This window comes from Gilliamella sp. GillExp13, assembly GCF_001690815.1.
GTDB lineage: Bacteria > Pseudomonadota > Gammaproteobacteria > Enterobacterales > Orbaceae > Gilliamella > Gilliamella bombi.
Genome location: NZ_LZHJ01000158.1, coordinates 1 through 13,684, shown reverse-complemented (window position 1 = coordinate 13,684; position 13,684 = coordinate 1). Strand labels below are relative to the sequence as shown.

General features: G+C 36.3%; 14 protein-coding genes. 10 read left to right on the top strand and 4 right to left on the bottom strand.

Annotation, left to right across the window (positions count from 1 at the left end; translation table 11 throughout):
* The coding region (locus tag A9G37_RS11340) for a transposase (RefSeq protein ID WP_255306838.1) at window positions 1-135 on the bottom strand (135 nt) is incomplete at its 3' end.
* Between the two features lie 50 nt (window positions 136-185).
* Window positions 186-569: an IS30 family transposase gene (locus tag A9G37_RS11335; RefSeq protein ID WP_065575570.1), complete on the bottom strand. Its 384-nt coding sequence runs from the start codon at window positions 567-569 to the stop codon at window positions 186-188.
* Here A9G37_RS11335 and A9G37_RS11330 point away from each other — a divergent pair.
* A complete protein-coding gene (locus tag A9G37_RS11330; protein WP_065575569.1) occupies window positions 540-2,984 on the top strand; it encodes a phage tail length tape measure family protein in 2,445 nt (814 codons plus the stop codon). The genes A9G37_RS11335 and A9G37_RS11330 overlap by 30 nt on opposite strands.
* A 206-nt stretch (window positions 2,985-3,190) precedes the next feature.
* On the opposite strand, the gene A9G37_RS11325 is transcribed toward A9G37_RS11330, so the two are convergent.
* Window positions 3,191-3,973 (bottom strand): TonB family protein, encoded by a 783-nt coding sequence (locus A9G37_RS11325; RefSeq protein ID WP_218059378.1) that lies wholly within the window; start codon window positions 3,971-3,973, stop codon window positions 3,191-3,193.
* A 201-nt stretch (window positions 3,974-4,174) separates the two neighbouring features.
* On the opposite strand from A9G37_RS11325, the gene ispB reads away from it, so the two are divergent.
* A complete protein-coding gene (gene ispB, locus A9G37_RS11320) occupies window positions 4,175-5,158 on the top strand; it encodes an octaprenyl diphosphate synthase (protein WP_065575567.1) in 984 nt (327 codons plus the stop codon).
* A gap of 110 nt (window positions 5,159-5,268) precedes the next feature.
* Window positions 5,269-6,141 (top strand): EamA family transporter, encoded by an 873-nt coding sequence (locus tag A9G37_RS11315; protein ID WP_065575566.1) that lies wholly within the window; start codon window positions 5,269-5,271, stop codon window positions 6,139-6,141.
* A 120-nt stretch (window positions 6,142-6,261) separates the two neighbouring features.
* On the opposite strand, the gene ffh is transcribed toward A9G37_RS11315, so the two are convergent.
* Window positions 6,262-7,629 carry a signal recognition particle protein gene (gene ffh / locus A9G37_RS11310; RefSeq protein ID WP_065575565.1) on the bottom strand — a complete coding sequence of 456 codons (1,368 nt, stop codon included), beginning with the start codon at window positions 7,627-7,629 and terminating at the stop codon, window positions 6,262-6,264.
* A gap of 195 nt (window positions 7,630-7,824) precedes the next feature.
* On the opposite strand from ffh, the gene A9G37_RS11305 reads away from it, so the two are divergent.
* The 7 genes from A9G37_RS11305 to A9G37_RS11275 form a co-directional block, all read left to right on the top strand.
* Window positions 7,825-8,208 (top strand): RidA family protein, encoded by a 384-nt coding sequence (locus A9G37_RS11305; RefSeq protein WP_065575564.1) that lies wholly within the window; start codon window positions 7,825-7,827, stop codon window positions 8,206-8,208.
* A 269-nt stretch (window positions 8,209-8,477) separates the two neighbouring features.
* On the top strand, window positions 8,478-9,680 hold the full coding sequence (locus A9G37_RS11300) for an amino acid aminotransferase (protein WP_065575563.1): 1,203 nt from the start codon (window positions 8,478-8,480) through the stop codon (window positions 9,678-9,680).
* A gap of 35 nt (window positions 9,681-9,715) precedes the next feature.
* Window positions 9,716-9,847: an entericidin A/B family lipoprotein gene (locus A9G37_RS11295; protein ID WP_202112501.1), complete on the top strand. Its 132-nt coding sequence runs from the start codon at window positions 9,716-9,718 to the stop codon at window positions 9,845-9,847.
* A 489-nt stretch (window positions 9,848-10,336) separates the two neighbouring features.
* On the top strand, window positions 10,337-11,329 hold the full coding sequence (locus A9G37_RS11290) for a hypothetical protein (protein WP_141671201.1): 993 nt from the start codon (window positions 10,337-10,339) through the stop codon (window positions 11,327-11,329).
* A 543-nt stretch (window positions 11,330-11,872) separates the two neighbouring features.
* Complete coding sequence (locus A9G37_RS13715; RefSeq protein WP_081297751.1) at window positions 11,873-12,229, top strand: DUF2569 family protein; 357 nt, start codon at window positions 11,873-11,875, stop codon at window positions 12,227-12,229.
* A 19-nt stretch (window positions 12,230-12,248) separates the two neighbouring features.
* On the top strand, window positions 12,249-13,163 hold the full coding sequence (gene galU / locus A9G37_RS11280) for a UTP--glucose-1-phosphate uridylyltransferase GalU (protein WP_065575560.1): 915 nt from the start codon (window positions 12,249-12,251) through the stop codon (window positions 13,161-13,163).
* Window positions 13,164-13,389: 226 nt separating this feature from the next.
* On the top strand, window positions 13,390-13,684 hold a 295-nt coding region (locus A9G37_RS11275), incomplete at its 3' end, for a helix-turn-helix domain-containing protein (RefSeq protein WP_065575559.1).

The window sequence follows — 13,684 nt, the reverse complement described above, 5'->3', positions numbered from 1 at the left end:
GCCGTATTTTTCCCGCCATTTATAAAAAGTTGAATTACCCATGCCATATTTACGGCAGAGTTCCTTGACAGGAATACCTGCTTCAGCTTCTTTTAAAATAGCGACGATTTGATGTTCAGTCATTTTTTTCATCATTAAATCCCCTTTTACTTTTATCATAGAGAATTTTCTACTTTTTTGCTGTACTATTTTAGGGGAGAGTTACAGCGCCCAATTAATACTAGCCCTGTTTTGCGTTCAACTAATGTCACCAATGCTTGCTTGTCTTTACGGCTAATAATCGTATCTCCCTCCCAATGTCCTCGCGTTTTCCGGCTTTCTACATAACTTGGACGTTGTTTAATTGACCGTTTATAACGGCGGTCTCCTTCTTTAATACTCGGTGCCTTACAATGCCTATAGGCTTTGTCTTTTCGCCTTAGATAAGGTTTGAATTGTTCATAGCGCGCTTTATTTTGATAAAGATAGTTATAGATTGATTGGACGCTGACTTTCTTTAAACGTGCTATGCTGGTGCTACGGCTGGTGGGCTTGAGGCTATGTCTCAACGTATCGGTAAAATTAATCATAACTACAGTGAAACACGTGGTGTTATTGCAGAACTGACATCAGAGGGACGATTATCAGCAAAATCAATTGAAAATATTGCTACTGCATCAGTGTATATGGCAGCGGTGACCGTAAAAAACGCACAAGACGCTGTTCAATCATTTAAAGGTATTGAAAATGCGGTCACTAGTTGGGCGGTTGAAAGTAATAAACAATATCATTGGTTAGATTTAGCTACTTATCAGCGTATAGCAGCGCTAGAAGCACAAGGTGACACAGAGCAAGCCATTGCCGTTGCCACCGAGAGATATGCCAAAGAGATGGAAGTCAGCGCTAACAAGATGCAAGAACAGCTTAATTGGTTAGAAAAGGCATGGCAACACTTCAAAAATGGCGTGAGTGATATAGGTGAAGGATTTAAAAAAGAGTTAAAATTTAGTTTAGGGTTATCAAACTCAGACGAAGATATTGAAAGAATGGAGGGAGCCAAAAATAGAGGTTTTTATATTGTTCCTGGGGCAGGATATATTCCATACAATAAAAATGATGATAAAGCATTACAAGAAAAACAGGCTCAACGAGATAAACAGCAAAAAGAAGTACAAGAAAAGCATGATACTGATGTCATTAATGAAAAAGCAATCAATGCACAAAAAGAGCTTGATGAGCTGCATAAACAAAATGCCAGTGATGCCGAAAAACAAGCTAAAGCGGTTGATGAATTACGTAAAAAATATGAAGCGTTGTGGGCTGATGAAAAGGGTCGTAAAGATTTACAAGCACAAGGGGTTAAATCAAAAGACGGTAAATCATTTTCTGGTGGTCAATATGATAAAAATGTAAAAGAAATAACGGATAAATCGCTCAGGCAGTATAACGAACAATTAAAAAATAAGGTCGCATTACAAGAAAAAAGCACAGCAGTTGCTAAAGCGCTTTACGAAATTGAAAAAGGTCAGTATAAAAATGCCAGCCCAGAACTCAAAAAAGAAATTATCGCTAATGCTCAATTGATAGATGCGCACGAAGCAAAGAAAAAAGCAATACAAGAATCAGCCCAAGCGGCAAAATCTGCAGCACGTGAAACAGAGCAATTTATAAAATCGCTGGAATCACAAGCGAATAAGCAGACACAAAAAACATCCGCAACTCGGCAAGCGTTAATTGATTCTCAAAAACTAACGGTAGAGCAGCGTAATCGAGCCAATGCGGCAAATAATGCAATTACAGCACACGAAAATAAAAAATTCAATGAAGAATTACAAAATCAACTTAATTCGCTATTGTTTGACCCTGCCAGAATTAAAACGGCAGAGATTGATAGATGGTATCAAGCTGTTATGGCTCAACTTAAAGCCAATAATAATACTGCTGGCATTAACCTAATTGATCAGATTTTACCGCTTGAAAAAGCGAAAGCAAATATTGAACTAATTAAACAGCAAATTCAAGCGACAAAAACCAATCAAACTCAAGAAGAGCAACGTATACAAGCACAGGTTATTAGTGGACTGATTACCGAACTTGAAGCACAAAGCCAATTAGTTGAACTACATAAACAAACCGCTATTGAACTCAGTAAAAGTGTGCCATTACTCCAGCAATTGACACAAGCGCCAGAGCAAATTAGTAAAGAGGCTAAAGCTGCACTAGCACAATTACAACTAGAAATTGCACAGCTTAATAGAACAACAGATGCACTAACTAACGCATTTCGTAATGGTTTACAAAACGGCATACAAAATGCTTTGCAAGGCTTAGCGGATGGTACTAACACGCTAAGTGACGCTATCACTAATTTAGGTTTAAGTGTTGTTAATGCAATGGCTAAAATTGCCAGCCAAGGCTTAGCTGAAATGATGATGAGTGGGCTAGAACAGGCAAACCATTTAATTAGTAGTTTATTTTCGGCAAGTAATGCCAGTATCACGATTGATGTCGCACAAAGTTCAATTGCTGCAACAGAAATGGGTACAGCAATTACATCGACTAGTGCGGGTAGTTCTGCTATGTCGGGGTTAGCTAGAGCTAGTACCGCCGTTATGGCTTCAACGGGTGGTTATATTACAGGAGCTGGTACATCAACATCAGATTCAATTCCTGCTAGATTATCTAATGGTGAATATGTTATTAATACCACATCAGTTAAAAAATACGGTCTTGACTATCTTCACGCTATCAATACGGGCCGATTACATCGTTATGCAACAGGTGGGCTAGTTAGCAATGTCAATATCCCAAAAGCGCCATTACTTGATGATAATCAACAATGCAAAAGCTCACCAACTGTATTAAGTTCCGTTATTCAGCAGGAATTAGTCATTGATGCGGGTGATATGGTCAGCCGTGGAATCAATAGCGTAACGGGTGGCAGAGCATTTAAAACATTTATTCGAGCAAATAAACAAACAATTAAACAAGATTTGGGGATTTAATCTAATATATCAAATTCTAATTTGGATATTTAAAGTATAATATTTGTAATTTGTTTTCATATGATGAAAAATACGGAATAGTTAATTATCACTTAATTTGGGCGTGATTTATCACGCTCGGCATCAATAAATTTACTCATTAATTGTGTCGTTACCGTAATTTTTAAAATAAAAATTACGGTTTTTTGTTTTCATCTACCTAATTATTAATCCAACTTAATTGATTTATCACGGTTAAAAATAATTCTAATTTTTAGGTCTTTTGCTGGAATTGGTTTGTACTTCCAAGTTTTCATGGCATTTATTACCGAACGATTGAATATATTATTAGGATTTGCTTCAACAATGCGAATATTTTCAACTCGCCCATCGCTGTTAATATCAAACATGGCTACCACGTAGCCTTCTAAGCGCATATCAAGCGCTCGGCGTGGATACTCAGGTTGATTCCGTCTAATTGGAGAAGGATTACCTGAATATTGGCGATTATCTGAAAGTTTGGGTGCAACAGAGGTATTTGCCAAATTATCACTAACCACTTCTTGCCTAACTTGTTTATGAGAAGCTTTTTGGACTGGCCTGCGCTTTTTTTTCGGCTTTTTCTCTTTTTTTACTACAACTTCCTTTTGGGGGGCAACCGTTGATTTATCGGATATTTTTTCGAGAATAGATTCAGGATTTTCTTCCTTAACTACTTCAGGTTCAACAACAGGATCAACTGGTTTTTCTTCAATTTGTTTGTTATCGATCAGTTCACTATTTTCCGCACCTTGAATTTCAGGGGTATTTTCAACTAATGATTGTTCAGGGGCGGCAAATTGCGATAGATCGACCATAATAGCTTTAATCGCATTATCGCCTTCATCAACAGCAACATTTTTAGCAAACAAGGCAGAACTAAAGAGCAAAGCAAATAAGATAAGATGCGACAATACAGAAACTGATGTACATACATAGGTATTTTTAGGTTTTTTTTTAATTGGACTCAAAGGGACCTTAGTATCATCGAGATCTATATCAAAGTTAATCTTCATAATAATAATCATATTTAACTTAATGACAGTTATTCTAAATGAAAATGCTTATCATTTGTAGTATTATTTTAAAATAAGATGGATGATACCTTGTTGCATAAAGATATTTATCAGATAATAGAAAATAAATATCTATTATTTGTAGTGGTTAGGCTGATGAATACTCCATCAATGAATCAAATACTCGATCTTGTTAAAAATGATTTAGTCAAAGTAAATGAGGCAATACAGGCAGAACTAACTTCTGATGTGGCTTTAATTAATCAATTAGGCAATTACATCATTAGTAGTGGTGGCAAACGTATACGTCCTGTTATCGCATTATTAATAGCCAAAGCACTCAACTACCAAGGCGATAAACATATTATCACTGCTGCTTTTATTGAATTTATTCATACTGCCACCTTATTGCATGATGATGTTGTTGACGAATCCGATTTACGCCGAGGCAAATCAACCGCCAATGCACTTTTTGGCAATGCCGCGAGCGTATTAGTTGGCGATTATATTTACACACGCTCTTTTCAAATGATGGTACGTACAGAATCGTTTAAAGTATTGAAGATCATGTCGGCTGCAACCAATGTAATAGCTGAAGGTGAAGTACAACAGTTGATTAATTGTAACGATCCAGATATCACAAAAGAACAATATTTAGATGTAATTTATCGAAAAACGGCACGTCTATTTGAAGCAACATCGCATTCTGCTGCTGTCCTAGCTGGAGCTAGTGAGGAGCAAGAACTCGCCTTACAAGAATATGGAAAATATTTAGGCACAGCCTTTCAAATCATTGATGATCTACTCGATTATAGCGCTAGCAATCAAAAATTAGGTAAAAATTTAGGGGACGATCTTAACGAAGGCAAGCCCACTCTACCGCTTTTACATGCTATGCACCACACAAAAAACGCCCAAGATGCGGCATTAATACGCCAAGCAATAGAGCAAGGTAATGGTCGACAATTATTAGATCGTATTTTAAACATCATGGACGAATGTGGTTCGCTAGATTTTACGTTACAAACCGCTCAAAAAGAAGCGCAAAAAGCGTTTGACGTTATCGCAATTTTACCTGATTCGCCTTATAAACAAGCGTTACAAGATCTTGCCTTATTGTCAGTAAAAAGAGAAAGCTAACTAGCCAATAAATCAATTAAATATATGCTTTTTATACTCAAACACATAGTTTCCTGAAACTTTTTGTCATTAGTTTCATATACAATAACTTTAATTTAAGGTAATTATTTATGCTTAAAAGGTTTTGGCCTGTTTTGTTAATTTTTATCTCGATGATTTCAGTGCAAGGCAGTGCCTCAATAGCCAAATATCTTTTTCCTGTATTAGGGCCTGAAGGGATGACAGCTTGGCGATTATTTTTTTCGGCAATTATGCTAATTTTAATATTCAAGCCGTGGCGTAAAACACTGACAAAACAAGTACTAAAATACATTTTTTTATACGGTATTTCAATTGGTTGTATGAATTTGGCGTTTTACAACGCAATCGCAAGAATTCCGCTAGGTATTGCAGTTGCCATTGAACTCACGGGGCCAATTATGGTGGCAATGTGCTCCTCACGTAAAGTACTTGATTTTATTTGGTTAGGTGTTGCTATTATTGGCTTGGCTATGCTTTTACCCATTGAACAAGCTTCAAGCAATTTAGATCCCAAGGGTATTTTATTTGCGCTATTAGCTGGAAGTGGTTGGGCGTGTTACATCTTATTTGGACGCAAAGCCAGCACTATTTATGGCTCAGCCAGCGTAGCGATTGGATCAGTCATTGCTTCGTGCTTTTTATTTCCTATTGGAATTTGGCAAAGTGGCAGTACCATGTTTTCGTTGGAATTGCTCCCAATGGTTTTTCTGGTCTCATTATTAGCATCAGCAATCCCTTATGGATTAGACATGATTGCACTACCAAAATTACCGGCACAAACATTTAGTACATTAATGAGCTTATCGCCTGTTTTTGCCGCGCTTTCTGGGCTCATTGTTTTGCATGAACAACTAACCCACTACCAGTGCTTAGCCATTATTTTTATTATTACCTCATCAATAGGTACAGTGCTAACTATGAGTCGTCCAGTAAAAATAAAATCGAGTAAAACAAACAATTAAATAATTAAAACCACTATTGCACTATTTATAAGTGTGATAGTGGTTGTACGGCAAGCTATAGTTAACAGTTACTAAGTACTCAGATATAACTCATTTAATTGAAAATTTAGTATTAATGACTTAACGAGGAGGTAATCCCATACCACCGCCCATTAATCCTTTCATTTGGCGCATCATCTTCATCATGCCGCCACCTTTCATTTTTTTCATCATCTTTTGCATATCTTCGAACTGTTTTAACAGCTTGTTGACATCTTGAACCTGAGTTCCCGAACCGTTGGCAATACGGCGTTTACGAGAACCTTTAATGATTTCAGGATTAGCACGCTCTTTTAATGTCATTGAACCAATGATTGCTTCCATTTTGATGGTAATTTTATCATCCATCTGTGCTTTAATATGATCAGGAAGTTGACCAACACCGGGTAATTTAGCTAACAAAGCCCCCATTCCGCCCATATTACGCATCTGCTTTAACTGATCTTGGAAATCGTTAAAATCAAATTTATCACCTTTTTTTAGCTTTTTGGCAATTTTTTCTGCTTTTTCGCGATCGACGTTGCTTTGTAATTCTTCAATTAAAGATAGCACATCGCCCATACCTAAAATACGTGAAGCAATGCGATCAGGATAAAATGGCTCTAAAGCGTCTGTCTTTTCACCCATTCCTAAAAATTTAATTGGCTTACCGGTAATGTGGCGAATTGATAACGCTGCACCACCACGAGCATCCCCGTCAACTTTTGTTAAAATTACACCAGTAAGCGGTAATGCATCATTAAACGCTTTAGCGGTATTAGCGGCATCTTGCCCTGTCATAGCATCGACCACAAATAGTGTTTCAACTGGATCGATAGCTTGGTGTAGCGCTTTGATTTCATCCATCATATTGCTATCAACATGCAAACGGCCTGCAGTATCGACAATTAACACATCAAAAAATTGCAATTTAGCATGCGAAATAGCTTTATTAACGATACTGACTGGCTTTTCAGAAATATCAGATGGAAAAACTTCAACATCAATAGCTTTAGCTAACGTTTCGAGCTGTTTAATCGCAGCAGGGCGATAAACATCGGCAGAAACAACCAACACTTTCTTTTTATGTTTTTCTTTTAAAAATTTAGCTAGCTTAGCAACGCTCGTTGTTTTACCTGCCCCTTGCAAACCTGCCATTAAAATCACTGCAGGTGGTTGAGTTGCCAAATTGAGCGAACTATTAACCTCACCCATAGCAGTTGTTAATTCTGCCTGAACTATTTTGATAAATTCTTGACCTGGGGTTAAGCTCTTATTGACATCTAATCCAACAGCCTTTTCTTTAACTTGATTAATAAATTCACGAACTACGGGTAGTGCAACATCGGCCTCAAGTAGTGCCATACGAACATCGCGCAATGCATCTTTGATATTATCTTCAGATAATCTTCCTCGACCACTAATATTGCGGAATGTCTGTGATAAACGGTCGGTTAAATTCTCGAACATATTAACTCTCGTAATAAATGAAAAATTGCCATTATCATATCAGAAAATTTCAATAAGTCCCACGATCATAATTTTGCACTGACTTGACACAAAATTATGTTCCTGTTGAAATGAAGAAAGAGAAAAAGACGATTATTAATAATTACAAAACAGAATAGATTAGATTAGATTAGATTAAAAAGGAGAAAATCGGACATGGCAAAAGTAATTAGTACTGATAAAGCGCCAGCAGCTATTGGGCCTTATGTTCAAGCAGTAGATTTAGGTAATATGTTATTTGCCTCAGGACAAATTCCATTAGATCCAACAACTGGTGAAATGCCAACTTGTGTTAAAGAGCAAGCCAAACAGAGTTTAGCGAATGTTAAAGCGATCATCACTGCGGCTGGCTATCAAGTAAGTAATATCGTTAAAACGACTATTTTCTTATCTGATATCAATGACTTTGCTACGGTAAATGCAGTATACGAAGCCTTTTTTATTGAAAATAATGCATCTTTCCCTGCACGTTCTTGCGTACAAGTAGCTCGAATTCCCAAAGATGCCAAAGTCGAAATCGAAGTTATTGCCGCTAAATAAATTTGCTTATCAGATTAGCACCAATGGGTGCTAATTTCTGTCAAAAAGTTTCAGGTAACTATGTGTTTCAGTATAAAATTAATATAAAAACATGACTTTTTGGGTTATTTTGTTCTTTATTCCTCTTATTAAAAAACGCCAATTTTCCAACCAAAAATCAACTTAATTATTTGCTATTAAACTATTATTTAATGATTGATCGCCAATAGAGTTGGTGCAATAATCTACAATTATTTATTATTATTATTTGTACCAATTGGATTGTAAAAATGTTTGAAAAAGTAGAGCCGTACGCAGGGGACCCCATCTTATCACTAGTAACTGAATTTATTAATGATAGTCGAGACAACAAAATAAATTTAAGTATTGGTTATTATTATGATGAAAATAGCATAGTGCCTCAACTACAATGTATTAAAACGGCGCGTGATTATATCTATCATCACAACCAAGATGCTCAATTGTATTTACCCATGAGTGGCTTACCAGCTTATTGCCAAGCGATTCAATCTTTATTATTTGGTGAAGATCATTTAGCCTCTAAAGATAAACGTATCGCAACGATACAAACCTTAGGTGGATCGGGTGCTCTTAAAATAGGTGCTGATTTTTTATTTCGCTATTTCCCAAATTCACAAGTATGGGTCAGCGATCCAACTTGGGAAAATCACATCGCCATATTTAATGGTGCAGGTTTTAAAGTAAACCAATATCCTTACTTTGATGAACAAACATGTGGCGTAAAATTTGAAGCAATGCTTGAAACATTAAATCAATTACCTGCTAAAAGCATAGTCTTACTACACCCTTGTTGCCATAACCCAACTGGCGCTGATCTAACGCAAGCACAGTGGGATAAAGTAATAGCTGTTTTACAAGCACGAGATCTTATTCCATTTATGGATATTGCTTATCAAGGCTTTGGCAAAGGTATTGAACAAGACGTTTATGCGATTCGAAAAATGGCAGATGCAGGATTGTGTGGATTTGTTAGCAACTCATTTTCGAAAACATTTTCACTTTATGGTGAACGAGTGGGGGGATTATCCGTTTTATGTGATAACAACCAGATCGCTAACCGCGTGTTAGGACAGTTACAAGCAACGGTTCGCCAAAATTATTCAACCCCAGCGGCATATGGCGTGCAGTTAGTGAGTTATGTTTTAAATAATCCAGAACTTAAAGCACAATGGTTAAAAGAAGTCGACTCGATGAGAACTCGCATCGTAACCATGCGATCAACTCTGGTTGAATTATTAAAAAAAGCGGCACCTGATTGTCATTTTGATTATTTAGTAAAACAGCAGGGCATGTTTAGTTATACTGGTTTTAGTAAAGAGCAAGTTACACAATTAAAAGATACTTTTGCTATTTATTTGGTGGGTAGCGGAAGAATGTGTGTAGCGGGTTTAAATCACCATAATATCGAACGTGTGGCAGAAGCATTTGCTGCACTAAAACAATCATGTTAATAAAGGAGTGTATTTTTATGTTCCATAAAATGTTAATGTTAATATTAGGTATAGCAATGACGACTCTAGTTGTTGGATGTAACACCGTAAAAGGTGTTGGTCAAGATGTCGAATCGGGTGGAAAAGCCATTTCACATACAGCCGAAAAAGTGAGTGATAAAATGTAACTAAGGTTATCTATGTCTAGCAAAATATCCGTTTTTTAACTATTTTTAGAGTAAAATATTTTGTATTTTATATTTTTACTTGTTGGGTGCGGTTCGTTAAATTTACGAATTGCACCTTTAATTATGGAAAATTGCCAATATTCAAACCTATCGAATTTTTATTAAATACATCACCTAGCATATACCTGAAATAATCCTTTTGATAAATCAGAAGGTTATTAGCAATCCTAAAAAAACGCAAAAACTAGCCAAGTATTTTTTTTATAGTTATAATCAAAACCAATTCAGTTCACTTAGTGAACTAATAAAAAACCAAATAAAACAAATAATTAATTGACAGGCGGAATATTATGTTGTATAATTTTAAACACCAAACACCAACACTGGCAAACCTATCTCTTAAATTTATCAAATAACGCCCTTAGGCAATTTTTTACGCTTTCCTCGTTTATATTCTCGAAGTTATCACTTAAATTATTATCGGCATTATTGCCGAAATTATCTCAAAAAGCCGTGCTAGTATTAGCATTATTATTGTCGTCTTCATGGAATTTACAGGCATCAATAAGTAAAATTGAACGATCGGGTAATCGTAGTGATGCAATAATGATTCCGTCGCCAGTTATCAATTACGCAAGGCCGAGTCTACGATTTGGCGGTGGGGTTCTTGACGATTTTCACGATAGCGACTATCTGGCAGGTCCAGCTGAAATATGGAATCCATATAAGGGATTCTTAGTTCAAATTAACCCGATGTTATACAGTCAAAATTTTCCGACAACGGGTGCTGATGGGTTATATTTTGATTTATTGATAGACGGATATGAAGGGGAATTGATATGGGAACCTGTCACACATGAGGGAATAACAGCAACAGTGACGAGTGTCGTTGCTGATGAGTGGTGGATGACTACTCCTGTCGATAAAGGAAAAGTTGTAGCACGTGTTAAGTTAACCGGGCCAATGGCAAATAATAGTCAGAAACAGTCAACAGATCCAGGTAAAATTACTGTGCCAAATTTACCACAGACATTTGAGCTAGTGGGTAGGGATAGTTCAGGTAGTGAAGTTGTAAAATATGGATTTGTTTTGCAGAAATGGTTTGTCAGTGGAGGGCCTAATAAACTCGAAACTCTTCCTAATCAAGTAAGTTGGTGTAGTAGTTTAGGTTATCGACTTATTAAAGTAAAAGATGTCACTAACGCAGTTTGTTTCAATTTTAACTCAGGACCTTGGTGTAAAGGCGCTGTTGGCGCTACGCCGTCCTCAAATGGTAATTATTATCAGCGTCGAATAGGCGCGGGGTTTATTGCAGAGTGGGGGGTACTCTCAGTTTATGGCGCAGGATTTAGAGAAGGGTTTCACTGGACGAGTGACGAAAGTGATGGCCACAGGTACCAGCTCATTGTGTGGCCACGCTTTGGTGATATAGGCGGCTATGATTATCCTGCTTCTCTATATGTGATTTGTGTTACACCTTAGTTTTTAGCCATTAATCCTAATAGAAAGCTACCCTATCATAAGATGAGTGTTAAACCAATAAAGCTGCGCTTTTGTGATTAGATAGCAAAAGCGCTTTTTTGAAATAAAAAATCTTTTGAGTAAGCGCTGAATTGGCTAAAAATACTCAGATAGAATGCTTGTTTTCCTAAGTCTTTCTACATTTTTATGCTTTTATCCAGTCCTGTTGCCATTTTCTTAGTTTTTGTTTGTCTATTTTATATTTACCTTGTTTTTATTAATTAGAGTCGTTCAAAAAATAGGTAAATACACAAATTTAACAGGGGATAAATTTGTAGTATAAGACAAGTTGTTTTACAAAATTGCCAAATTGTTTATATCGCTATTGATTCTTTAGCTAAAGATAGGGATAATCCTTTACTTATCGAATCTAATGATTTATCAATCATTAAACAGGAATAAAAATGATAAAGGGAAAAGAACTTAAAGGATTAGGCGGTTGGCTAATTTTAGTTGGTATTGAATTAATTTTTTGTTTTATTTTTATTGGATCCCTACTCGGAAATGCACACAATTCATTTTGGTCTGTTTATTTTAGGTGACATGGGGCTAAATTGTTTATTATTGCTTTTAAACGCTTATATTATATTTTTATATTTTACTAAAAGTTATAAATTTCCTAACTTTTTTATTATATTTAGTAGCAGTTTTATTGTTTTTAAGCTAATTCAAAGATGTTGGTATCTTTTTATAGTGTTACCATTTGAAGTTAAATTTGAGTTTTCTTTTATAAAAGATATTGTGATAGCAATCATTTATACCAGTATTTGGATTGCTTATGTGTTAAAGTCAGTGCGAGTCAAAAATACATTTGTTAATGGTCGCCGTAGTGAAGTTACTCATAGCGACATAATTAGTTAATTTGTTTTAAGGAAATAAAATGACATCAAATTTAGACAATTTAGTAAATGGAAAAGTAACAAAAGCGGTTATCCCTGTTGCAGGTTTGGGTACTCGTATGTTACCAGCAACTAAAGCTATTCCAAAAGAGATGCTCCCTGTTGTTGACAAGCCACTTATTCAATATGTAGTTAAAGAGTGTATTGCCGCAGGCATAACTGAAATTATATTTGTTACGCACTCATCAAAAAACTCAATTGAAAACCATTTCGATACTAGTTTTGAATTAGAAGCCATGTTAGAGGCGCGTGTTAAACGCCAATTATTACAAGAAGTACAAGGCATTTTACCTAAAAATGTCACCATAACTAGCGTCCGCCAAGGTTTGGCAAAAGGGCTTGGTCATGCGGTATTATGTGCTTATCCTTTAGTTGGTGATGAACCATTTGCTGTTGTTTTACCTGATGTGATTATCGATGAATACGAAAGTGACCTTGCTAGTGATAATTTAGCTGCAATGATCAAAAATTACCATGAAACCAAACATAGCCAAATCATGGTAGAGCCCGTGCCAAAAGAATTAGTTTCTTCTTACGGTATTGTTGATTGTCGTGGTCAAGAGCTATCTGCGGGTAATGTTGCACAAATGTACAGCGTAGTTGAAAAACCATCAGTTGAAGAAGCACCATCAAACCAATCCGTTGTTGGACGTTATGTTCTATCTGAAAAAATCTGGCCTTTACTAGCCAAAACGCCATTAGGTGCAGGCGGTGAAATTCAATTGACCGACGCAATTGCTATGTTACTTGAAGAAGATTGTGTTGATGCCTATTGCATAAAAGGTCGTAGTCATGACTGCGGTAATAAACTTGGCTATGTACAAACATTTGTACAATACGCAATGCGACATAAAAGCTTAGGTAGCGATGTTAAAGCTTGGTTAAAAACGCTTTAATTTTTGATTTAGGTTAGCTAGGTTTCGAATGTTTTGACCTTTTGTGGAAATAATTAACATCAGTGACAACATCCGAAACCATTACACTGCCCCCCTCTAAGCCTGCAATAACCGATAGGTTTACCTGGATTCAAACATGAAGTGCAATTTTAAACACGGTGGAGTGAAGAAAGTAGAAAGGTGATTTATACTAGCACCTTCGCACCACCACAGTTTGGAGATTGCTATGTATTATAATCACCTTTCTAGGAAGGAAAGATACCAGATTTTCGTATTATTACAAGCCGGAAAGAATAAAAAAGAGATAGCCCAGCTACTCAATAGACATCCTTCGACAATAAGTCGAGAGATAAAAAGAAACTCAAAACCTAATCAAGCCTATCAAGCACATGATGCGGTAACCCTAGCTAGGAAAAGGCGAAAAAACAGCGGTAATGGTAAGCCAATAGAGTCTTCGGTATGGCGCCAAGTTGAAAAATACCTCATGCTTTATTACAGCCCAGAGCAGATTGCTGCACGTT

Excerpts from the sequence above, each read along its gene's own strand:
- A9G37_RS11330 (WP_065575569.1), top strand. The coding sequence starts at position 540 with ATGTCTCAACGTATCGGTAAAATTAATCATAACTACAGTGAAACACGT.
- A9G37_RS11335 (WP_065575570.1), bottom strand. The coding sequence starts at position 569 with ATGATTAATTTTACCGATACGTTGAGACATAGCCTCAAGCCCACCAGC.
- ispB (WP_065575567.1), top strand. The coding sequence starts at position 4,175 with ATGAATACTCCATCAATGAATCAAATACTCGATCTTGTTAAAAATGAT.
- A9G37_RS11315 (WP_065575566.1), top strand. The coding sequence starts at position 5,269 with ATGCTTAAAAGGTTTTGGCCTGTTTTGTTAATTTTTATCTCGATGATT.
- ffh (WP_065575565.1), bottom strand. The coding sequence starts at position 7,629 with ATGTTCGAGAATTTAACCGACCGTTTATCACAGACATTCCGCAATATT.
- A9G37_RS11305 (WP_065575564.1), top strand. The coding sequence starts at position 7,825 with ATGGCAAAAGTAATTAGTACTGATAAAGCGCCAGCAGCTATTGGGCCT.
- A9G37_RS11300 (WP_065575563.1), top strand. The coding sequence starts at position 8,478 with ATGTTTGAAAAAGTAGAGCCGTACGCAGGGGACCCCATCTTATCACTA.
- A9G37_RS11295 (WP_202112501.1), top strand. The coding sequence starts at position 9,716 with ATGTTAATATTAGGTATAGCAATGACGACTCTAGTTGTTGGATGTAAC.
- A9G37_RS13715 (WP_081297751.1), top strand. The coding sequence starts at position 11,873 with ATGCACACAATTCATTTTGGTCTGTTTATTTTAGGTGACATGGGGCTA.
- galU (WP_065575560.1), top strand. The coding sequence starts at position 12,249 with ATGACATCAAATTTAGACAATTTAGTAAATGGAAAAGTAACAAAAGCG.